Annotated in this window: 22 protein-coding genes; all 22 read left to right on the top strand. The window is 28.0% G+C overall.

What is annotated here, in order from left to right:
- The first annotated feature begins 94 nt into the window (after positions 1–94).
- The 22 genes from EK368_RS11700 to EK368_RS11805 all read left to right on the top strand — a co-directional run bounded on the left by EK368_RS11700 (position 95) and on the right by EK368_RS11805 (position 24593).
- Positions 95–2110 (top strand): vWA domain-containing protein, encoded by a 2016-nt coding sequence (locus EK368_RS11700; protein WP_129599929.1) that lies wholly within the window; start codon positions 95–97, stop codon positions 2108–2110.
- 475 nt (positions 2111–2585) lie between these two features.
- Positions 2586–4751 carry a transcriptional regulator gene (locus EK368_RS11705; protein ID WP_129599931.1) on the top strand — a complete coding sequence of 722 codons (2166 nt, stop codon included), beginning with the start codon at positions 2586–2588 and terminating at the stop codon, positions 4749–4751.
- A gap of 98 nt (positions 4752–4849) precedes the next feature.
- Positions 4850–5275 (top strand): membrane-associated protease 1, encoded by a 426-nt coding sequence (locus tag EK368_RS11710; protein ID WP_129599933.1) that lies wholly within the window; start codon positions 4850–4852, stop codon positions 5273–5275.
- A gap of 34 nt (positions 5276–5309) precedes the next feature.
- Positions 5310–5735 carry a membrane-associated protease 1 gene (locus tag EK368_RS11715; protein WP_129599935.1) on the top strand — a complete coding sequence of 142 codons (426 nt, stop codon included), beginning with the start codon at positions 5310–5312 and terminating at the stop codon, positions 5733–5735.
- A gap of 63 nt (positions 5736–5798) precedes the next feature.
- Positions 5799–6233, top strand: a complete 435-nt coding sequence (locus EK368_RS11720; protein ID WP_129599937.1) for a J domain-containing protein — start codon at positions 5799–5801, stop codon at positions 6231–6233.
- Between the two features lie 13 nt (positions 6234–6246).
- Entirely contained in the window at positions 6247–6804 is a 558-nt protein-coding gene (locus EK368_RS11725; RefSeq protein ID WP_129599939.1) for an FHA domain-containing protein, read from the top strand.
- 16 nt (positions 6805–6820) lie between these two features.
- On the top strand, positions 6821–7327 hold the full coding sequence (locus tag EK368_RS11730) for an FHA domain-containing protein (RefSeq protein ID WP_129599940.1): 507 nt from the start codon (positions 6821–6823) through the stop codon (positions 7325–7327).
- Positions 7328–7332: 5 nt separating this feature from the next.
- On the top strand, positions 7333–8202 hold the full coding sequence (locus tag EK368_RS11735) for a PP2C family protein-serine/threonine phosphatase (RefSeq protein ID WP_129599942.1): 870 nt from the start codon (positions 7333–7335) through the stop codon (positions 8200–8202).
- A 4-nt stretch (positions 8203–8206) separates the two neighbouring features.
- On the top strand, positions 8207–10015 hold the full coding sequence (locus EK368_RS11740; protein ID WP_129599943.1) for a PP2C family protein-serine/threonine phosphatase: 1809 nt from the start codon (positions 8207–8209) through the stop codon (positions 10013–10015).
- Between the two features lie 25 nt (positions 10016–10040).
- Positions 10041–11321 carry a normocyte-binding protein gene (locus EK368_RS11745; protein ID WP_165000435.1) on the top strand — a complete coding sequence of 427 codons (1281 nt, stop codon included), beginning with the start codon at positions 10041–10043 and terminating at the stop codon, positions 11319–11321.
- Positions 11318–12013, top strand: coding sequence for a hypothetical protein (locus tag EK368_RS11750; protein WP_129599946.1), 696 nt, complete (start codon positions 11318–11320; stop codon positions 12011–12013). The genes EK368_RS11745 and EK368_RS11750 overlap by 4 nt, the downstream gene beginning before the upstream one ends.
- Positions 12014–12037: 24 nt before the next feature.
- Positions 12038–14662 (top strand): acetate and sugar kinases/Hsc70/actin family protein, encoded by a 2625-nt coding sequence (locus EK368_RS11755; protein ID WP_129599947.1) that lies wholly within the window; start codon positions 12038–12040, stop codon positions 14660–14662.
- A 27-nt stretch (positions 14663–14689) separates the two neighbouring features.
- Positions 14690–15466 (top strand): hypothetical protein, encoded by a 777-nt coding sequence (locus tag EK368_RS11760; protein WP_129599949.1) that lies wholly within the window; start codon positions 14690–14692, stop codon positions 15464–15466.
- An 18-nt stretch (positions 15467–15484) separates the two neighbouring features.
- Positions 15485–15826: a DUF4280 domain-containing protein gene (locus tag EK368_RS11765; protein ID WP_129599950.1), complete on the top strand. Its 342-nt coding sequence runs from the start codon at positions 15485–15487 to the stop codon at positions 15824–15826.
- A 22-nt stretch (positions 15827–15848) separates the two neighbouring features.
- Positions 15849–17282 (top strand): hypothetical protein, encoded by a 1434-nt coding sequence (locus tag EK368_RS11770; RefSeq protein ID WP_129599952.1) that lies wholly within the window; start codon positions 15849–15851, stop codon positions 17280–17282.
- Between the two features lie 26 nt (positions 17283–17308).
- On the top strand, positions 17309–17800 hold the full coding sequence (locus tag EK368_RS11775; RefSeq protein ID WP_129599953.1) for an imm11 family protein: 492 nt from the start codon (positions 17309–17311) through the stop codon (positions 17798–17800).
- 9 nt (positions 17801–17809) lie between these two features.
- The gene (locus EK368_RS11780) at positions 17810–19198 is read left to right on the top strand and encodes a hypothetical protein (protein WP_129599955.1); all 1389 of its coding nucleotides are present in this window, start codon (positions 17810–17812) and stop codon (positions 19196–19198) included.
- A 33-nt stretch (positions 19199–19231) separates the two neighbouring features.
- Positions 19232–19858: a hypothetical protein gene (locus EK368_RS11785; RefSeq protein WP_129599957.1), complete on the top strand. Its 627-nt coding sequence runs from the start codon at positions 19232–19234 to the stop codon at positions 19856–19858.
- Positions 19859–19869: 11 nt separating this feature from the next.
- Positions 19870–20994 carry a pentapeptide repeat-containing protein gene (locus tag EK368_RS11790; protein WP_129599958.1) on the top strand — a complete coding sequence of 375 codons (1125 nt, stop codon included), beginning with the start codon at positions 19870–19872 and terminating at the stop codon, positions 20992–20994.
- Positions 20995–21013: 19 nt separating this feature from the next.
- Positions 21014–22702: a hypothetical protein gene (locus EK368_RS11795; protein ID WP_129599960.1), complete on the top strand. Its 1689-nt coding sequence runs from the start codon at positions 21014–21016 to the stop codon at positions 22700–22702.
- 19 nt (positions 22703–22721) lie between these two features.
- Positions 22722–23231, top strand: a complete 510-nt coding sequence (locus tag EK368_RS11800) for a hypothetical protein (RefSeq protein WP_129599961.1) — start codon at positions 22722–22724, stop codon at positions 23229–23231.
- A gap of 138 nt (positions 23232–23369) precedes the next feature.
- A complete protein-coding gene (locus EK368_RS11805; protein ID WP_129599963.1) occupies positions 23370–24593 on the top strand; it encodes an IS701 family transposase in 1224 nt (407 codons plus the stop codon).
- Positions 24594–24735: the final 142 nt, after the last annotated feature.

Below are 24735 nucleotides of genomic sequence, written 5' to 3' on the forward strand. Positions count from 1 at the left end.
AGAAGGATTGATACAATTTATTGAATATGATAAAATCACTTCCAACATATCTATAGTTATACAATAAGCAAAAAATATATTTGGAGGTGATATTGTGAATAAAATATGTAAAGGTGTGTGCGTGCTCCTTATTTTTATATTAATACAGCCAGGAACTGTATTAGCAAAGGAGGTTATGTATACGCCTAGTTGTGTTGATGTGATGTTCGTATTAGATTCTAGTTATTCGATGAATGCAAATGATCAAAATAAAATGGCGATAGGTATGATGAATATGTTTATAGATGCTCTTCCGTCAAAAAAAGTTAAAGTAGGATATGTAGCGTATGATCATTCCATTAATTCCTCTTTAAAACCTATGCCTATAGAAACTTCTAAGCAAAGATCTACAATAAAAAAAGCTATTAGCAACATAAAAAAATCTGGATATTCAGATATAGGTCTTGGATTAAAAAAGGGATTTGAGCTTTTGACATCTAATAAGGATCAGAATACTCAACCTATCATTATTTTAATATCTGATGGAGAAAATGAATTGCCTAGAAACAGCAATCGAACTGTGAATGACTCTAGCAAAGATGTAAATGATGTTATTCACCAATCAAAAGAAAAGGGGATTCCTATTTATACGGTTACTCTAGGGAATGAATTTGAAAGTGCCAGTATTCTTACTAAGATTTCTCATGAAACAAATGCTCAATTTTATACTCATCCTACTTCAAATGATTTAATAGAAATATTTTCTGAAATCATAAAAAAACACATTATGGCTACGGTAAAACCTATTGCAGCTACTATGTCGACAGGAGAGAAGCAATCCATAACCATACCTATTAAAGATCAATGGAGTAGGGAGGTAAATATTTTGTTGGTTGCTTCTGAACCCATTCAGTATCCTAAACTAATTTACTCAGGAGATAATGTGTCTTTTTCAAAATCTAATCATTTTTTTTGTGCGAAAATTTTAAACCCTGATAAACAAGATATGACTCTGGAATTTATAGGGAAGAAAAATGACACTATAAAATCATACTTATTGTCAGATTATGATATCAGCTTAATTTTAGATACTCCAGATACCATTTATAAGAATAAGCCTTTTAGGATTAGTGCATATTTTAAAAATAATATGGATAATGAACAAATTAAAGATCCTGTATTTTATCAAAAGATAACACCTAACATTGTTTTAATGGACAATAATAATAAAATTAGTATATCCCCAAATGTTTTAAAAGATAAAATACAAATGGATAGTAGCATACAAAATAGTGGAGAATATATTCTAAATGCTATCTTTACTCATGAAGATTTTAATATGCAATTTAATGACTTGATTTTTCATGTTAAAAATCATCCACCTCAGAGTGAATTTTTTGATGAGATTAAAATACCTTTTATATGTAAAACTAAGACATATGCATTAGATAAATATTTTAAAGATCCTGATGGTGATCTGTTAACATATGAGATTGTAAATTCTGATATGGATTTGCATAATTTAAATATTAACAATTCAACACTAACAATACATCCTTCTAAAATTGGGAAATATACATTTTCTATTAAAGTAATGGACAATGAAGGGAAAAGCTTTCAAACAAAACCTATTACTTTATGGGTAATGTCTACACTACAGTATTATTATCCCATTACTATTACTATTATTTGTCTGCTAATTGGATGTATAGTAGGATTTATTATATATAGAAAAAAGAATGGGCCACAAAAGACATTTACGGGTAAACTGGATGGGTATTTTCTTCATCTACAAGATGAGGAAGAGATTCCCCCTCTTAATTTTCCTCTATATCAATTTGAAAATAAAAAGAGAATTAGTTTAGAGGAACTCCTTCTTTATTCCAAAATAGAGAAACCTTTTTTAAAAGCCAGTCAAATTTATTTTGAAAAAGGGTTTGATAAGACTATAATTTTTTATCATGAGTCACAGGCTACGATCATGATTGGTACGAAAATAGTACCTCAGAAGGTACGATGTATCCTTGAGTATAAGACTAAAATGTATATTACCTTTGAAGATGGTGTATCTGAAATGGAAATACATTATAATCAATTCAAGCCAAGTGTTTCAATAATAGGAGATTGTTAAAAAGCCATGACATGCGTCATGGCTTTTTAATGAGATAAAAGATATGATCAATGGCTATATTCTTTATGTCTTACTCCATAAATTAGAGCAAATAAATGATATAAACTATCTTGAAATATAATATTTTAAATCAATTTAAAATGTAGATACAGTACATATGTTTATTATAATTACTATATTTGAATAAAAGACAAGATATATATACCAGAATAAAGCTTTATGATAATATTTATCATTTATTTTATAAAAAAATGTAAAATTATAAATAACTACAAATGTAAAATATTTGATTATAAGGTACGATAAGTATTAAATTACCATATTAATATCTACTTTAGTACTATTTTCCTATTACAAGTAAAATCAAAATTATGTTAAAATATGAAATAAAATCAATAAAATACAATAAATTTACACAAATATGTATTAAAATGTAAAAAATGAAATAATTAATAATTAAAATAGGAGGTATAAAATGGAAATTATTGAACAAACCAATCGAACCATATTATTTGAGGAAGTAAATCCTGAGAAATTAGATTTGCTGACTATGATAGGTGATACAAAGGGAATTGATAGTTTAGATGATGATAAAATCATGGAGATCAATCAAAAGCTTTTGGTAAAAAGTTTTGATGAATTTTTAGATAAGTTTTCTCCAGTTGTATATTCATTTTACAATGCAACAAATCAAAAGGTTATGTATACACTTAAAAAACCTGAAAATTTATCAGAAGAATATATTACCGAAATACCTGTTAATATGTCTAATGACTTTTTAAAGATGTTATTTACTCTCATAGAAACAAAAACAGCTCAAGGACTAGCTAATGTTGATTTTAAATTTGAAAATTTATTAGAGATGCTTTCTCCTAAGAAAGTAATGGATGATATTCGACAATCTAGAAAAGAAATTCAATATATATATGGTCAATACGAGCAATTAGATGAGGAAGATCCTAAAAAATTAGATATAGCAGACAAGCTTAATTGTATGTTTGAAGAAGCTAGTGAAAATTACAATAATGTTATGGCAATGCTTCCACTAGCCATTGAAGATATTAAAACTAGATTATTATTAGGACATGGAGGTAATGAAGATAATAACGAGGAGCTAAAAATAGGTGTACTAAGCATGGGTGAAAATGGAGAATTGAAAATTTTAGAAGCTCCTAAAGAAGAAGAAAATGCTTTAGTTTCACTTGACGATCAGGCAAATACAGGTTTAATTGAAGCCTTCAAAGAAGATTATGATCAAATTAATGATGTGCAATCAGATTATGTAAGAGATTTAGTGGTACGTACATTTTGTCCATTGACATCTACTTTAGAAAGTAAGATAGATATAGAGTCAGAAGTCAACAATTATAATACATACTTAGAATTTTATAAAAATGCGAAAGATGAATTTGTAAAAACTGTAAAACCATTAATTGAAAAAATGCTTGGAGTAAAAATGTTTTTTGACCAGTATCAAGTTCAAAATAAAGGTATGGTTCCAAGTTTATTAATAAGCAATACAAAACTAGATTTACTTGTAAAAAGTAGTAATATCCCTCGTCTAGTAACTTATTTGAATACAGTAAATGATAAAAATGACTTTTCAAACACTATTTGGTATGGGATTGTACCATCTGTGCAAATGGGCATGAGTGGAAAAAAACAATTACGAAGGGAACGCTTTAAAGGAAATCAACATGTAGAAAAAACAGATGTAAATACTATGGAATCGTTAACAATGCTATTAAATGTAGCAAAAGATTATAGAATACAGATATTTTTCAGCTTTGAAACAAATGAAGAAACTACATTTAGCAATATGGCGATAAATGGTATAGAAAAATATATGGATAAATGTACAGCTTTAACAAGAAAAGATTATAGCGAGTTTGCTATTCCTTGTGTCCCTAATTTTACCATCATTCCAAAAGACAAATCAGGAGTAATTCTTGATAGCAAGATGATCATAAAAGAAAATGGATTGGCTAATTTATCAAAAGAAAAAGAAGATATTTTAAAACTCTGGATAGAAGGTGTATATATTGGGGCTTCTTATATAGCAGCAGGAATTGTAGCAGCATATCAATGTCCTGAATATTTAAGAGAAGTATTTAAAAATGCAACCCATGAATATCCAGGTGTTAGATTTGATATAGAGGCAGATGATAATGCTCTTAATGTTAGAACTACTTTAGCAAAAGAAATTTCAGGATTTACTAATAATATAAAAAATGCTATCAATAGAAAAAATTTTGGTTTTGTATTTTCTTCAGAAAATGCACAAGTAAAAGGTAAAGACATAAGACAAATTACAGTTTATAAAGCGAGAAGCCTTCAAACAGTAGGCAATGATTTTGAGTCTATATATAAAACAATTGTAACAACATATATAGAAAGAATGTTGCGTTTTCATACAAATGATTTCAAACAAGATAATATTGTTAAATTTTTTAGCAACAATCCAAACAGTCAAAAGAGCAAATGGCTTTCAAATAAAGGATATATCAACTCCATTATTCAAGAAGGAGATGATATTAGCTTTGGAATAGATGAAAGATTAGGAAGCTGTAATATAGATATTACATTCAATGGAAGTGTAAAGAACTTAGAAGTAGAGATTACAAGAAGTGTAGCAAATTAATAGTTGGAGGTAAATTTTATAAAATCTATTCATTGTATAACCACACTAAGCAATTAGTGAGATTATAAATAAAAAATCATGTAAAAGGAGGAGTTACAATGGGTTTTAGACTTAAAGTAGAAGGTCCTGAAACTATTGATTTAGGGATTGAAAACATATTGACAGTAGAGTTTAAAACAGATACACCAGATGATTCAAATGCACGTTCTACAGATCTAGGTACATCTCTAATTGTGACAGGAAAGATATTAACAGCAGTAGATGGAGAAGAGGCTGATAGCACCATAAAGCTTACTCAATGGTCATTAGTACCTGGAGAGCGAGCAGATTGTTACAGAAAAGTAACTGTAGATATAATCGCAGCATCACAGGTAGTAAGACAAATTCATTTACCTAATGCATTTATAGTAGATTATACAGAAGATTATGGAGATGAAGAAGGTATAGGAACATTTTATTTACATATGAAGCAGAAAAAAGATAAAACACCAATGGTAAAACTAGAAGGTGGATTTGAAGAATAATAAAATACAAAAGTGATAGAAAGGATGTGTCAATATGGGCTTTAGAGTAAAAATTGAAGGTGCAGAAACCATAGAACTTCATGTTGAAAGTGTACAGAAAGTAAAATTAAAAACAGATATACCAAAAGATTCTAATGCACGTACAAAAGATGTAGGTTCAACTATGATTATTAGTGGGAAAGTATTAACAGCAGTAGATGGAGATCCTTTTGATAGTACTAGACAAATGGGACTTTGGTCATTAGTTCCTGCAGAAAAAGCAGATTGCTATAGAAAAGTAACAGTAGAAGTAATATCAGCAGATCAAGTAGTAAGAAAAATATTCTTTCCAAATGCTTTCGTAGTAGATTATATTGAAAATTTTGGAGATACAGAAGGCGTAGGAGAATTTGAATTAATTATTAGACAGAAAAAAGATAAATTAGATAAAGTAACTATAGAAGGCGGATATGGTGCCTAATTAAATGCATAGTATAGATGTCCTTTTTAGGACATCTATATAATTCGTAAAGGATAGGATAGGATGAAAAATTTATATAATATATTAGAAATTCATACAAATGCTTCTTCAAGTGAAATAAAAAAAGCATATAGAACATTAGCAAAAAAGTACCATCCAGATGTAAATCCAAAGGATACATCTTTACCTGAAAGATTCAGAGAAATAACAGAAGCTTATAATATTTTAATGGATGAGAAATTAAAGAAAGAATATGATCAAAAATTATTTAATGAAGAGCAAGTGAAACAAAAAACACAGCATTCTAGTAAAATGAAAGAACAAATGAAAAATAAAAAAAGAACAGACAATTTGAATGTGAATTTTGAGTTTGAAAATTTTTTTGGCTTTGATCCTAAAACTAAAGAAATGAAAAAAGACTTTGGTAATCAAAATAAAAAAAATCCTATGGATACAACAAATATTTTTGATTCTTTCTTTAAAGTAAAAAGAAAATAATGGAGTTGATATTTTGAAAAAGTCAATTTCGCATAATATAACAATTATTGATTTGACAATAGCTATTATTTCAATGATAACATGTGTTTTTATATATATGATCATGAATCAGAGTTTTTGGGAATATTTCTTAATCTTCATATTAGGAAGTATAGCCATATTTTATACAATGAGGATTTTTGTTTCAAATGAAAAAGAGAATATTCAATATTCGGAGATAAATTCTACAAACATTATTAATAATTTGGCTTTATTAAATGAAGAAAATCAAATTATTAAAGAATGGGATTTGTTAAACAAAACATCCTTAGTCATAGGTAGGAATACGAAAGAAATGGAAGTTGATATAGATTTAAGTACATCTAGTTATGCATCATTAGTAGATTCACAGCATGCTGTTCTAAATTTTGCATCAGGTACTTGGTATATAGAAGATTTATATTCTGAAAATGGTATTCGGATACAAAAAGCTAAAGACAAAATAAGATATAAATTATCAAAGGACAAACCTTGTACATTAGTAAAAGGAGATGTTGTCTTTATAGCTAAAACTAAACTTTTGATTAGATGAAACGGAGTGTTAGTAAATGAGCCTTATTAGATGTCAGAATGGTCATATGTTTAGTGCAAGAAGATATGGAACCATATGTCCTTATTGTAATATAGAAACAGCATCAAAGGAACAGCCTCAATTGCCTCCAAAAGATTTTGATATTGAAGAGGAATTATTAAAAGAAGAAATACAGCCTGTATGTGGTTGGCTGGTTTGCATTGAAGGGGCAAGAGTAGGAAAAGACTACAAAATAAAAGAGGGTAAAAATTTTATAGGTAGAGCTGATGATATGGATATACAAATTTTAGGAGACAACAAGATTTCAAGAAGAAATCATGCTATTGTAGTTTATGATCCTAAAAAAAGAAATTCAGTTTTACTACCAGGAGATGCCTCAGGGATTGCATATTTAAATGATGAGGCAGTATATATACCAACAGAATTATCACCTTATGATGTAATAGAACTTGGAAAAAGTAAATTTTTGTTCATTCCATTTTGTGGAGAACATTTCGAATGGGATGATATAGGCAGGGAGTAATCTCTATGAGAGCATTTATATATCAAAATAAGTATATGATTATGACTAGTCTAATCAGTGTGATAGGGTTATTAATCATATGTAGACAAATGATAAAAATCAAACTTTATAAAAATAAATTATACAATGGATTTGAAGTAGGAAGTGCTTCTATTATAGGAAATAGAGAGCTACAAGAAGATGCTATGGATATGATTTCAAAAGGAAAAGCTCTATTAGCTGTGTTAGCTGATGGAAGAGGAAAGAGTCATGCAGGAAAAATTTCAAGCCAACTATCAGTAAATATTTTCAAAAAATTATTTGTGGATGAGGATTTTATATACAATATAAATTATTTTTTAAAAAGAGCTTTTCATATTACAAATAGAGAAATTTTAAAAAATTTAGAGGATCATCAAGGCGGTGCAAGTATTGTATGTGCCATTATTATAGATAATTTATTGCATTATGCATTAGTTGGAAATACAATGATTGCAGTTTTTAGAAATAATGAATTAATACCCTTAAGTGAAGGGCATACAGTCAATGTATTGGCTAAAAGAGGTTTTTATCAAGGGAAAATAAGTAAACAACAAGCATTATGGGCATTGAAGGAAAAAAGGCTACTCAATTATGTAGGACAAGATGGATTTAAGGATGTAGAAATATATGATGTACCTGTCCAACTAAAAAAAGAAGACATCATTGTTCTGATGAGTGATGGGATACATCAATATATTTCATGGAATATACTAGAAGAGAATATGAAAAAGCATTTAACATGTAATGAAATAGCAGAAAATATTATCTGTCAGTTAAATAATGACTCTATACAAAACAAAGATAATGCAAGCATTATCGTCATGAGATATAGAGGAAATCAATTAAGGATGTAAGATTATGAGAAAAATGAATTCAAAATTTATAACAAATTTCATATCAGAGTCAGGAAGCTCTTTACAAAACAAAGACTATTTTGCATTTGTGGAGTTAGATAAATTTGCAATCTATGTGATTGCGGATGGAATAGATCATGATACAGATTTAGAAAGTGCAAAAATAGCAGTAGCTAGTATAATTAGTAATTTTAGTACAAGTCCTAGTATAAGTAGAAGCTTTTTAAGTAAATTATTTAAAATTGCCAATAAAGAGTTAATAGATCAAAGTAAAAACTTAAGATTGAAAGCATCCATTACTATTGTGGTTACTAATTATATAAAAGTAAGATATGCTTTGGTGGGGAATACGAGATTTTCTTTATTTAGAGAAGGGTTTTTAAAACACCAAAGCAAAGATCAATCTTTAACCCAGCAATTGGTTGATCGAGAAAAAGTACAACTAGATAAAATTGCTAAGCATACAGAAAGAAATAATTTATATTGTTATTTAGGACAAGATGAAAAAATAACTCCTTATATATCAAAAAAATTTAAGCTTCAAAATGGAGATGTAATTACTCTTTGTACCAAAGGAATTTGGGAAAATATAGATAGCGAAGAAATAAAAGATGGATTGGTAGATGCAAAAGAAGCACAAGAAGTAGTTGATAACGTAGAAGAAATGCTTTTATCAAAACAACATAAAGATATTGAAAATTACACACTAGCAGTTATATTTGTAGATAAAATATATCAAAATCCAAAAAGAAAACAAACGATAAAAAGAATTTTATTGACTGTAATTCCTATCATTATCCTTGTGGCAGTAATTTTTTCTGTATGGTATGTTAAACATCAAAAAAGATTAGAACAAATTGATGAAATGAACTATGCCGTAAAAAATGCCAATAGTTACATGGAAGATGAAAATTTTATAAGGGCGAATGAAGAATATAAAAATGCTCTAAAGTTAGCGAAGCAATTAAAACTAGAAGATAAAAGAAAAGATATAGATCAATACTTTAAGCTTACAGAATTCATTTTAGCAGCAGATAAAAGTTTTCAGGATGCAGCATATCAAGAGGCTTTAGATGAATACTTATTAGCAGAAGAAAGAGCTTATTATGCAGATAACCTTGGAAAAGATTATATTTGTAAAAAATTGACCAAAACAAATGAATATATAAAAGTACTAGATCTATTAACACAAGGAGATAAAAAGAAAGAACTAGAAGATTTAGAAGGAGCAAAAGAAGATTATAAACAGGCAAGAACATTAGCAGCGAATCTCTTTTTTAAAGAAGCCAAAAAAGAAGCAGATGATAAATTAAATCAGATCTTTGAAACACAAGCAGAAAAAGAAAAAGAACAAGAAGAACAAGATAAGACTATAGCAGAAGAAGAAAAAGTTCAAGCTCAAGAACAAGAAAAAGAAGAGAAAGAAAAATTAAGTACTCAAATGAATGCTTTGGAAATATCTAAAAAAGGAGATGTAAGCTATAGTATTGGAAGTTATCATGATGCCAAAATGTATTATATTATGGCACAAGAAATGTATAAACAAATAGAGATGTATAGTTTTGCAGATCAATTAGAGAAAAAAATACAATTGACACAAGAAAAAATACAACAAGCAACTGTGAAAAAAGCAAAAGCGGATATGTATGTAGAGGATGCAAATTCTAAGTTTGATAATGGCAACTTAAATAAAGCAAAAATATTATATCTGCTTGCAAAAGATATCTATGAAGAAGCCCAATTAGAAGATCAAGTAAAAAAAATAGATGAAAAAATAAAAGCAATAGATGCTTTAATAGAAAAAAGAAATTAAGCCAATGAAGAATGAAGGAGAAAAAATGAAAGAAGAACTCTATGATAAAATCAATCATATTGAAAATTTGAAAGATAGAGCTTTATTAAAAGAATTGTTAAACGAAGTATTTATATCTTTATATGAGCATAGTGAAGATATGTATCATTCCCTAGAAAAAAGAGTTTTTGAGGAAATTGAATACAATCAACAAAATTATAGTTTGTATACAACGATTGTAAAAAAAAATGATTTTGATCCTATACATTATTTTCTATATCCTATGTTAGAAGAGGATGTAGAAGAAAAAGAATATGATCTCAATCAGATTTTAGAGAATATGCTTACAAATAAGCAGGTAGATATGTTTAAAGTGTTTTTTAAGTGTGACTACTTAATATTTAAAGATATATTAAAAAAAGACCTTCAATTTAGAGGAACTATAAAAACAGATAAAAGAGTTTATGATGCATTTTTTAAGATTAAAGAAAACGCAAAGTACTGGGATGAAGTTTATAGACTTTATCGAATGTTTATAAAAAATAACATTCCTTGGAGAACGATTAATGCACCATATATTTCTAGAATTGTAGATGTAGTACTAGTGAAATACGAGAAAGGAATTACAAAAGATGAAGTAATTGAGGAGATTCATGTAGATTTTGGTCAATACAGCCAGTATATAGAATATGATATGGTACCTGTTTGGAATATACAAAAGCTTGTTTTAGAAAGTACAGGATTTCCCATGCCTTGTGAAGATACTGTACATTTTGAACATAATGTCTCTCTAAAGGGAGAAGGTTTAGAGCATGGATATTTAGTTGAATATGATTATGAAGATATAAAACATATTAAACATACAAAAGACAGTTTAATTATTATATCAAAGATGGAAGAAGCAAAAGATTGGGGGATCTTTAAAGTAGTAAAGCCCAAGGAATCTAAAATTGAAAAATATAGCTTTGAACTGGTTTCTAATTCAAAAAAAATTAGTTTTGCTGAAAAACTATCAAATCAAAATGGAATGAATATAAAAACAAAAGCTGAACTGATTAGAATGATAAATTCTTTAGAAACATCGAAACATCTTCAGTTTAAAGATATTCAAATAGTTCATAAAAAAGATTCAGTGAAGGAAGAAACCTACAATATGAATGATTTTATTATAGATGAAATTAGAGATGGAGAGTATGGAAAAACCATGATTTTATACTTTAATCCTAAGGATGAAAATTATTTTATAATAAGAGATTTATTAAGTTTTATTGTTTCAGAGATACAACTTTTTTATCCTGAATATAAATGTGAAGGAAGATTGATATGAATTATATATGGGATATATTACTTAAAGCAGATTGTCAAAATACAAACAGAGAAAAAATTGTTTTTAAATGTGCAAAAGTATATAGTCCTTATATGGAAATTGCATTAGAAGATTTAAATAAAACAGAAATAGATGAAACACTTATAGTAGAAGTAAATCCATACTATAGGTTTTTTTCTATCTTTAAAAATTTCTTTGATGTAAATTTTAAGGAAAGTATAGAGTTAAGAGAGGTTTTATTTGATATTATCATGCACTATTTAGGAAATATAGATTTAAAACAAGGGCTATCTAAACAAGAATATTATAAAAAATATATTTTACAAGATATTCTTGACAATATATTTTCAGAAAATATAAAAGAACATATAAAATATTTAAATAAAAGAGAGCAAGATATTTTATTATCAAGTCTTATAAGGATATATACAACAGGTGTATCTTTAGAGCTATTCAAAAGCGTAGTCAATCAAATATTTGAAAAAAGCATTGTATATATCAATCAAGATCATAAAAAAGAAATACTTATATATATTGGTCAAGTCAAAACAAAAGAACTTGAAAACAAAATACAAACTATAATAGATTTGTTTTTACATATAGAGTTTAAAGTATTTATATATTGGCAATACCATTTTGGTATTTTAGGAATGGATCATACTATGAAAATGGAAAATATGGTATTGTACTAGTCTAAGAAATTTAGGTGATCAGATATGGGATATTCGTATAAACTATACAAAAATAATAATGGGAAAAAAGAGCAGATAAAAAAGGATAGATATAAAGAAAATGAATTGATAAAAATGACAACTTATCAACTCAGAGAAATATGTATAAAAGAAAAATTGATTAAAAATTCTCTCAATACACTTCACAGAGAAGAACTCATAAGATTAATTATGAAATATAGAGGAATAGAAGAAAGCTTATTGATCAGAGAACAGGATAACCAAGGACTAGAGAGATTGCAAGATTTTATAACAAATGTAGATAAAACAATATTAGATCAAAAGGTCATTCATACACCAGCAAAGCTTACCATTTATGATGGGGTAAATGTAGAAATATTTGATCAATATATGATTCATTCAACAGATGGAATAGATGAAGGCAATGTATTATTAGTAGATGAAGAATTTAACATATGTACGATTTTTAATTTGATAAAGGGAAATGATGAAAATTATTATTTGGTAAAAAGTCAAGCAATTGAAGCCAAAGAAAGTACAAAGAAGCATTATAGTTTATTGTATTTTGAAAAAAAACAGTCAGAATTTATTTATGACATCTATTATCAAAATACAAAGTATATGCCTAAATATATTCAATTTTATAAACTGCCTATTTTAGATTTTATCATAAAACAGTTAGTAGAAACAGATCTTCCCTTAGCCATTGATTTTGGTACTACAAATACTACAGCAGGTATTTATATCAATAAAGAATTATTTGATACATTAGATAAAACCAACATTTTAAAAAAGAAAGATCAAGAAAATAACATTCAGATACTAGAAGTTTTAGATACAACCTCTGACACTTTAAAGATCACCCCTCTTATTCCTAGTGTGGTAGGAATAAAGTCTATAGATGATCAACAAATAAAATATGTTTTTTCTTATGATGCTATTCATTTATCTAAATCAAGCTATGTAGATGATGGCATATGTATATTTTATGATATCAAAAGGTGGATTAGTGACTTTGAAAGAGAAGAAAAGATTACAGATATCAAAGGGCAAAAAACTTTTATAAAAAGAAAGTATATGATCAAAGCTTTTTTAGAATATATTATAAATCTTTCAGAACAAAGATTTAAATATAAATTTAAAAAAATACATATTTCTTGTCCTTCTAAACAAAAATACAGATTCTATACCATGTTTAAAGAGCTTTTAACAGATTATGAGCTAGAGTATGAAAATATGTTAGATGAAGGGGCGGCCGTATTATTTAATACCATATCTGAACTCATTGATAAAAAAACATACGAAGAAGGAAGAGTTTATAAAGCTTTGATTATAGATTGTGGAGGAGGAACTACAGATTTATCTTCTTGTGATTTTAGGATACAAAACAATCGTGTATCTTATGAAATAGATATAGAGACTTCTTATGAAAATGGAGATACAGATTTTGGAGGAAATAACCTAACATTTCGCATTATGCAGCTAATAAAAATCATTTTTGCAAATCAATTACTTCATCCTCAGGAGAATACAAAAATGAATATTTTAGATGATTTTGATGTAGATATATTTAGATTTGTAGATGAACATGGGGTATTTGAAATTTATAAAAAATTAGACGCTATATATGAGAAGGTAGAAAATATTATTCCTACTCACTTTAAAGACTATGAAAATAAAAGCAGTGAAGAATATTTTAAGGTAAAAAGCAATTTTTATTTATTATTTGAACTGGCAGAGCAAATAAAAAAAGTATTTTTTCATCATAAAAAATATTTAGAAGTATTGATTACACCTAAAGAAGATCATTTATTGAATCCAAATACAATTTTATATGATAAGTGGAAAATCCATACATATATAGGTGAAGATTTAGAACCTATGAAGGATGCACCTACTTTAACTTTAAGTATGTATGATGTTCATACTTTACTAACAGCTGATATTTATCATATTATGAAAAAGTTTTTAGAAAATATTTATGAAGAAGACAAGCTTTTGGAATATTCAATTATTAAATTGACAGGGCAATCTTGCAAAGTAGATTTATTTAGAGAAGCGCTAAAAGAATTTGTACCGGGAAGGATCATACAATCTAGAAGAAATAAGGGAAAAAAAGATTGTTATGACTTAAAGCTTATTTGTTTGAAAGGAGCACTTCAGTATTTATATGCAAAAAAGTTTGGTTATATAAATGCAAATTTAAAGACACAAATCCCTACATTACCATATGTAATCAGTGCCTATACTCATAGCGGAAATGAAAAAATACTGATTCATAGCTTAGATAGAGAAAATACAAGTGGAAGTATTTCAAGATTTATGGAAAGGATTACCCTAAAGCTTTATTTAAAAGATGCAAATGAAGTGATCAGGCATGAGTATGAGTATGAAAACAAACCAGAAGATTTCATTCAAACAACCTTTGAAAAAATAGAAGAAAAATACAAAGGCATGATTATACAAGATGAAACAGACAACATTGTGAATGAAGAAGTAAAATTTTTCGTATGGGCAAAAAAAGAAGAATGGGGATTTTGTGTAGTGCCTATTTTAAGGGAAGATGAAATTTTATTTATAGGAAAAGAAGCATTTTTTCATTTTGAAAATGATACTTGGGAGCAAAACTTTTTTGATGGATTAAAGTAATAAACTTAATAGAAATGGGGTGGTCCATTGTTTGTCAGTAAATCCCCTATATTTGGTAGAGGAAGAATTTTAAAAATTGAGATGCTAGAGCATGTAAGAGATTTTTCAAAAGATATGATTAAACTGCATCTTCATGGATATTCAAATGGTATCTTAACAGGATGTAGACTCTTGATAAATGATGATTACATTATTATACAACCTGGAATGATTTACTTTGATGAAGAAATTTATATATTAAAAGAAAATTATACAATACCCTATGTACATACAAATGAAACAGCTATCTTAAAAGTAAAATTTATAGGGGAAAATTCAAACAAAGATTTTGTCAGTCATGGTACACAAATACTTATAGATTCAGATATACACATCTATGAAGATGAAATAGAACTTTGTAGGTTCAAACTAAAAGAAGGTGCAAAATTAAGAAACAATTATGTAAACTTTGAAGATTTAATAACAGAATACAATACATTAAATATCATTCACACACCCTTTGCAGCCTATAGAAATAGTACTTTATCACCCTATGTATTAAATTATTTTGCAAAGGAAGCATTCCAGCACAAATTAAGCAATCCACTAGATATAAGCTTTTGTATGCAATGTTTAAAGAATGAAGAGTCAATGAGTAAAGAATTGATTTTAAACTATATAGCAGCAAGACTAGAAATAGATTATAAGGATTATTCCAATGAAAAATTATATAAATTTTTAGTCGAAATCCTTCATCAGATTCAATCCAATAAAGGAAACAAAAGAGATAGAAACTATCTATCAAAGAAAATACTTGTAGATTAAAAGATAAGGAGGGAAAATATGACACAATCTATTTATAAAGTTAAGGAAGGGGCAGTACTAAGTTGTACATTTGGTACAGTAACGAGTAAATTAAAAGTCCCCAAAAATCATGGAGTCAGTATGCAAGGAAAGAATCAAGCAACTATTGCTGATCATGTTGGGAATGTAAATATCATGCCCTTTGCTATGTGTACAAAAACACAACCACCAGTTCCATGTATACCATCCATAATGGTAAAGTGGATAAATGGAAAAAAAGATTTTAAGATTAAAGATGAGTTAGCTTTATTAAACATTTGTATAGTACCATGTGTGAAGGGGGGAATTATTAAAATAGAACAATCAGGACAAATCGAATAAAAAATGTGAAAGAGGGGTCTAGATGTCTGCTATAACTTATTTACAACTAAGAACAAATATAGTAGGGATTCAACAAATTAAAAAGTTAAAAATTATACAAAATATTAATGACCATGCATATCTATATTTAACAGCAATACTTAGTGACGAATGCAAAGATGATTATGTAAAAGGAGTCAAAGCTAAAGAACAAATAGAAATATTTATAGAAGGCAGTCAGTCTGAAATTTTGTTCAAAGGAATGATACAGCACATACAAGTTGAAGCAATAGATGATATTTATTATTTAGAAATAAAAGGAGCTTCAAATTCTTTTAATACGGACATAAAAAAAGAATATCGTTCCTTTCAAGATAAAAATATGACCTATAAAAATATGATACAAAGCATAATAACCAATTATAGTGGTGGAGCAATATTAGATAAGGCATCTCAAGGCAAAAAAATCGAGAAATTTATTATACAATATGAGGAAACAGATTGGGAATTTTTGAAAAGAATGGCCTCACATTTTAATATGGGATTACTTCCATCTATTAAGCATGAAGGACCCAAAATTGTATTTGGGATTTTAGAAGGAAATGAATTAGGAGAAATAGACAATTATAACTATTATGTAACAAAGAATATAGAACAATACATGAAATCATCAAAAAATACAAATCCAAGTTTAAAGCAATTAGATGCTATAACATTTCATATTGAGACATATTACGATTATGAAATAGGTGATAAAGTAACTTATCAAAATATCCATTTATATATCAAAAGTAAAGAAATAGAAATGAAAAATGGAATCTTATTGTTTCGATATATTCTTTCAACGAAAATGGGTCTTAGTCAAGACCGTCTATATAATGAACAAATAGCAGGTATATCTCTAAAGGGAAAAGTTTTAGAAAGGGTTTATGATAAATTAAAGGTACATTTAGAAATAGATAAATTTCAGGATAAAAGTAAGGCATGGGAATTTACTTATACAACAATATACACAGCAGAAGGAAATAGTGGTTGGTATTGTATGCCAGAATTAAATGATACAGTGCTGATCTATTTTCCTACCAAAGAAGAGGATAAAGGGGTAGGAATGAACTCCATAAGAGTTATGAATAAAAGCACAGATAAAATCGGAAATCCAGATATAAAATATTTTAGAACCCTAGATGGTAAAGAATTAAAGTTTGGTCCAGATGAGATATGCATAACATGTATTAATGGGATGGATAAAGAAACTGGAGAGTCTAAGGTAATATACATTAAATTAAATCAAAATAAAGGGATAGAAATAGTCAGTTCAGAGCCTATTTTATTTAAAACGGATAAAGGGATCAAACTAGAGGCTGAAGATAGCATCAAAATATTGGCTGGGGAACAGATTAAACTTAAGTGTAAAACAAGTGAAATAAGTATTGACAGTAAGATTGATATCTGTGGGGAAGATGTAAGAATTAATTAAAAAATAAAGCAATATAAGGTGAGAATATGGAATATTTTTTAATGAAATATGATGATAGAGTTTTATCACCAATAAAAATTGATTTATCTACAGTAGATATAGATGCAACACAAGCTTCAGTTGCATATGCAGAGTTTCACGAGAATACAATGTTTGTTGACTATTTTTACATAAAAAAACTATTTAAGAATTATTTTTGTGTATCAGATGAATTAAAAGAATTGCTAGATATATATGCAGATCATATGACTGCTATACCACTTTTTATAACAGATAAAAAACAACAAAATCAAAAAATATATTGGAAGATAGATATACAAATACAAGATTGTTTAGAAGAGAAGCCTTATATGGGATATGATAATCTGTCCATTATAAAAGATAAAATAAAAAATAAATATATATTTAGAGTGATATTTGAAAAACAGGAATATTTGATTGTATCATTACATTTAGCAGAAAATATTTTGCGTAAAAATTTGTGTGGCATAAAATTTATCCCAGTAAGTTTAAAGTAGAGGTGATAAATGATGAAAAGTGGAGTATCTTATAAAAATTTGATAGTAGATTTGCCAGTAAAGCTTTATAAAATAACAAATTTAAAAATTGAACAAGGTTTAAATAATCATGCTAGCGCATACATAACAGGAATATTAGATGAAGCAGAAAAATCAAATGCAATATATAATTTAAATATTCAAACTAATATAAAAATAAAGATAAAAACAGAATATGAAGAAGAAGTAATTTTTTCAGGGGTTCCAGTAAATATAAGTATTCAGCATATAGATGATGTATATTACATTTATATAGTGCTTAACAGCCATTCTATACATTTAGATTTTAAAGTAAAAAGTAGAAGTTTTCAAGACAAATATAATCCATATACAAATATATTTAAAGAAGTTATCAAAGAATATGATGGTTATATATTGGATATGGCAACAAAAGGAGCTCTTCAAAATAGTGCCATTATACAATATGAAGAGACAGATTGGGAATTTATAAAAAGAGTAGCCTCTCATGTAGGAGCTAAGATATTTTCAGAAATTAAATCTGATAAACCCAAAATATATATAGGGATGAATAGCGGAAATAGTTACAAGGAAAAAAATCATAACTATATAATAGAAAAAAAAATAAAGGAATATTTAAATTTTGAAAAAAACTATGGAAGCTTTAGGGAAAAAGATATGCTTTTTTATACAGTTGAAAGCTTGGAAAATTATGAGTTGGGGGATAAGATCACATATAAAAAAGTGGTATTTGTAGTAGTTGAAAAAATCTCTGAATTAGTGAAAGGAATCTTAATTCATAGGTATAAGCTACAAAAAGAACAAGGAATAAAACAAAATATTTTATACAATAAAAAAATTAAAGGGGTATCCATAGATGGAAAAGTACTTGCTAGAGAAAAGGACAAGCTAAAGCTTCATTTATCAATAGACACTACTCAAAGTATAAATCAAGCAAACTGGTATCAATTGGACACAAGCTACACAACAGAAGGAAAAACAGGCTTTTATAGTACGCCTCAAATAGGAGACAGTGTAAATTTGTACATAAAAGGAACAGATGAAAGAGAAGCTTATGTAAAGAGCGTAAACAGGCTTGATGGAGAAGAAAATCCAAAGGTTCAAGATCCATCAACAAAATATTATGGAACAATCCATGGAAAAGAAATGAAACTAGGGTCAAAAGAATTAAGCTTTAGTACAGTAGAAAATGTGCTGTACATAAAAATGGCTGATGAAACAGGTGTTGAAGTAACTAGCAATAATGATATTCAAATCAAGACAGAAAATAAAATGTATGTAGAATGTGAGAGTATGGAAGTGGAATCAAAGGATAAAATCATTTTAGCTACTAGAGAATCTAGTATAATAGTGGATCAAGTTGTTCATATAAAGAGATAGATACTATGTATTTGCAATGAAGGGGGAGAATACATGGAAGTTAAAAAAACTTATGCAGAAGAAATTATAAAAAAGATTAAGGAATCGAAAAGTGAAGACAGTAAAAATATTTATAATATAAAAAATAACATACAAGATGGATTTGTAATCGTAAAATACAAAAAGCTAGAGATTGAAGAAAGAGAGCTTTTAGATGGAGAAATCCTTATGTTTATACCAAAGGAATTTGAAATTATGGATGAAGAACTAGCGGAAATTAAATATCCAGGAGGGGACAAGCCAGATTATATTTATACAAATGAAGATACTACAGTGAATGTAACTTTTAGTATAGAAGAAGGGATTATTAATAATGAAGAAATAGAAGAAGTAAAAGATATATTACAAAAACAAATGGAAAGGCTATATCCTGCTTCAAAAATAGAAGATAGTGAGACCATAAAAGTAGGGGAAAAAAGCATTAGTTATTTTTCCTTTGATGTACCCTTATTAGATGGTGATGTATATAATTTTATGTTTTTTATGGAAATAAAAGGACAACTACTGATGGGAACATTTAATAGTAATGTATATCAGAAAAAAGAATGGAGACCTATTATTAAACAAATGATAATGACCATAAAAGAAAATCCAGAAAAAATAGAAGAAAGCTCTAAGTAACAGGTGAGAAAATGATAGAGAATACTTTGGGAAAATTTTACGAGAATGATGTAAAATCAGTACTTGATAAGATACTTATTGATTTAGAAGAAGATTTTCAAAAAAACAAGGATACATTAAAAAAGTTATATTTAGATTCATTTAAAGAAATATGTACAAATATAAAAGAATTAGAAAAAAGTACTAAAGGAAAAACAGGCTTTATTATATATACTCTGCTACGGACAAAAATTTTGCAGCATAAATATGTATATAGGGTAATTGTATATGATAAAGATTGGTATTTGAATGATGGTATAAGGGTAGGGGAGATGGATGTAGGTTTCTTTTATAAATATTTTGAAGAAATGTGGCAAAAATTATTGAAAGCTTCTAAAAAATATGTGTTAAAAATAAGTGAGATAGATGTAGAAAGGATCATGTTAGGTCATCTAGATGATTTTCACAAATATCTAGTAGAGCTTATGAGATATAGCTTGATAGAGGCAATAGAAACAAAAGAATATTTAGCTATAGAAAAAGAAGATATACTAGAAATCCAAGCAGGCGAATATTATGAGCCTTGTGACATTATACATATGGAGCACAAAGAAAAAAACTATAAAAAGATTAAGAAGTGGTTAAAGGAAAACGAAAGACAAAGTTATTGTTTTCAGGATTTTAGAGGGATAGATTTGAGAAATTTAAAATATAACAATATGGATTTGCGTTATACAGATTTTAGAGATAGTCACTTAGATGAAGTGGATCTGAGTATAAGCCTATTGATGGGAACAAAATTTAAAAACAGTACCATGATTGGTGCAAATTTAATGCTATCTATGATTCATAGTGCAAATTTTGAAAAAGTAGATATGACAGGAGCAAATCTACAATATTGTGTAGCATTTACAGGAAAAAATGAGGCAAACCAATGGAAAAAGACGGGATTTACAGAAGTAAGCTTTAAAGACAGCATACTTAAAAAAGCTAATTTTACAGAAGCTACCATAATAGAAGGGAACTTTTTGGGAGCGGATTTAACAGATGCAATATTTGAACAAGCAAGATTGTATAGGAGTAAATTTAGTAAAGATCAACTTAAAAAAGTGAAGTTCACAAAGGAACAGCTTGAACAAATAGAAATAATTCAATAAAATAAAGGGGGAGGGAAGGGTGTTTGATGGAATACGAAAAAAGATAAAAGCATGCGTACCAAAGGTAATTAAGGCAGTAAAAAGAACAGGTAAAAGCATATTAAAAAAAGTAGTATCAGCCATACCCGGAGTAGCTCTTGCAAAAAAGGCTATTACAAATATTAAAAAAGGTAATAAGGCCATTAAAAAAGCAGTACGTAAAAAAATAAAGGAAGTAAAAAAGAAAAATAAGAGAATTCTAGATAAAGTAAAACAAGAATGGGCTGAGACCTATCCCAAATTAATAAGAGGGACAACTACTTCAGGGGCTTATTCTGCATTAGGTTATATTCCGTATGGAAATATACAAAAAGTACATAAAGGATGTATTTTACTAGACTTTTTATTTCAAACAAGAAAAGCGGTAATCGAGGAATATCCTTTACTAAATTGGCCTACAAATTTAGGCAAAAAAATTACAGGTGAAGTAAAGAATGCTATAACAGATGTAGGGCAAGGAATAGGCTCTTTTGTATATGAAAAAAATATTCCAGGCATATCAGATTTTGTAGGAGAATTTACAAAAGTCAGGGGAAAAAATGCAGAAAGTAATGTATTCTCTATTACAGGATCTGTGGCACATGGGTTGGTTGTAGATGGATTAGGAGGAACGGTAGAAGGAATTGTAAATGTAGCGGTAGATCCACTTGAAGCTATAGAAGGAATTAATAAAATATTTGCATATCAAGAAGAAATGCTTCCTGCAATATATAGTGGGGCAAAGGAATATGTTGATCAAAAAATAATCCATGGAACTCCAGAAGAAAGGGCAGAAGCAGTAGGACAAGGAATATTTGAAATTGGATCATGGCTTTATGGAGTAGGGGAAGCAAAGGTAGTAGCAAAAGTTGGAGATACAGGACGAGATGCAGCAAAATTAGGAAAATTTGTAAAAAAAGTAGAGAATATAGAAGATGTATCTAAAACAGCTAAAGTAATAAAAATAGGTAAAGAAACAAAATCATTAAAAGAAACATCAAAATTACTAGGAAAAAATTTGGCTAAAGGACTTGATGATGTAGCTATAAAAGTATATAAGTACAAAGAAGGTAAAGTTAGTAGTATAAGAGCCGCTATGAATAATGTAGTGGAAAATATCAAACCGAAGCCAAAGTTTAAATTAGCAACACCAGAAGGAAATATAAACTTAATAGATGATGCATCAAATGCATCTAAAAAAATTAAAATGATCAAGAAAAATGAAGTACAGAAGAACTTTAATGAAATTTATCATAATAGCACTATAAAAGAAAAAGGTGGAAGTGGAGTCAACATTAAGAGCAAAGTATCCCCAGAAGATGTTGGAAAAGTAGTAAATGATAGTAAGGCAATAAAGACAGCTGAGGGGATGGGTAATCTTAATGTAACAGCAGGAAAAAACTTTAAAGACCATTTTGTAAGACATAAAGGTCTTTTAGAAGAGATTACTGGTAAAAAATATTCTAAGTATAAGACTCATGGACAAGAATTCTTAGATGATATAGGAAAAATAATTAATGATGGTACAGTTAAGTTTGAAGGAATGGGAACCATAAAAAAGGGATTTGAAGCAGATAGAATATATCGTGGAAATGGGGTAACTGTAATATTAAAAGAAAATGGTGAATTCCGTACTTTAATAAAATCTGGAGAAGGAATGGATTTAGGAATTCAAATGATAAAAAAATAAAATAATTGGAGGAATAAAAATGATAAATACTTTTAAAAAAGTAGTAAGGAATAATGATATTGACAACATATATTTAACTGGATTTGTTGATATTGAAGATGGCATAGCACAGTTTTATCCTGATTTGAGATTTATATATTTTGAAATCAATTCTAAATTTATAGAATTTGAGTCAATTAATCAATATTCTAAACTAAGGATTAAAGTAGTAAATTCAGTAAATCATAATTTCGAAATTGATGAGGATATGATGAAAGGTAAATCATCAGTTAGTGAAATTATTTTAACGCAAGATGGTGCAATTGGTAATTGCATAGATATAATTAAATTTTATAATTTAGAAGAAAAAGAAGAAGAGTTGATTTGTGATGCTATTGAAATAAAGTTAAAGAATGAACAAGTTATATTTTTAGACCCATCCTTTTATTTTGGAATTAATATAGGAGGGAATGAACAAAAGGAAATATGGAAATTAAATTTAGATAATAATGTAGAAATAAATGAAACCTATATAAAGATATCTGATTAATAGAATATTGTTTAATAACTTTAGTTCTGCAAAAATAAAATCGTAATTGTTACTACTTCCAAAAAATAAATATGGCATAAATCCTCAACTTATGTTAAATAAAAGTTACCACACAATTACTAACGGAGGTTGAGAACTATGCCATATACAACTACTAATATTTTAAATCCAAGCCAAGAAATTTACAACTATATTGAAGATGTAAATTATGGAATGTCTAAGCCACAGTTAGATCATTTAAGTAATCTAATGCATGGTTTAATAGTCGTAGACGGCAATAAATCAATAAATTCAGTTTCTAAAGCTATTCTATCAGCTAAAGATAGTAGCAGTATTTACAAGTTCTTAAGTAAATCTGAGTGGGATAATGCCCTAATCAATAGAAATCGTATATCCCACCTGAACCTAGTTTTAAACCATCATGTAGAAACTAATTCTACAGGCCTTCTAATCATTGATGATACTATTAATCCCAAACCTTCAGCTAAAAAAGTGGAAGGTTTAGATTATCATTTTTCTCACATAGAAGGCAAAAGTATATGGTCTCACTGTGTGGTAACTTCAAATTTTCTAGCAGGAGATATATCGGTACCTGTTCAATATCAGCCTTACTATAGAAAAGAACAATGCGAAGATATTGATAGGTCTTTCTTGAGTAAAGTAGATATAGCTAAAAAATTTATAGCTGACTTTAATGCACCATCCCAATGTAACAAGATTTATGTTCTTGCAGATTCTTGGTATAGCAATAAAGATATAGTTTATACCAGCTTGCAAAAAGGATATCATTTTATTGGAGCAGTAAAATCCAATAGACTTATATCTCCTAAAGGAATAAAGCTTCAGCTTTCTCAATTTGCAAAGCACATAGCCCCCTGCACTTTAGATGTCGTGACTGTCAAAGATAAGGATTATAGGGTATATGTTTATGAAGGACCTGTAGCGAAACTAGAGAATGCCTTAGTGGTTATTTCCTACGAAGTTGATGGTGATGATTTTAAAAACCCAGTATATTTGATTTCTACAGATATTGAACTAGATGCTAAAACTATTATTGAATATTACTCTAGACGTTGGAGCATAGAAACCAATTACAAATATCTCAAAAGCAACTTAGGCTTTGATAAATATAGGATTCGTAACATCCTATCTATTGAGAGATATTTTCTAATTTCATTTTTAGCAATAAACTTTTTAGAGATTATTCGATTAACTCAAGAAAGTTCAACCCTTAGGACTATTGGCGAAGCTATAGAATATCAGAAAAATCTATCACTTAAAGAATTTATTTTATATATCTACAAATCCGCAAAGAGAAACAAACCACTACAAGAAATCTATAGTCATCTTAAAATAGCCTAATAAATTTAAAAAACATTCGTGTTGAAATTGGATATTTACATCCAATTTTACTGGATAAATATTGTTGTACAGTAGTATTAAAGTAAGCGTAAAGCCTATGACACATACAAAACTGAACTTTTAAGTGATAAAATCATCTCAA

This window comes from Anaerophilus nitritigenes, assembly GCF_004138215.1.
GTDB classification, from domain to species: domain Bacteria; phylum Bacillota; class Clostridia; order Peptostreptococcales; family Thermotaleaceae; genus Anaerophilus; species Anaerophilus nitritogenes.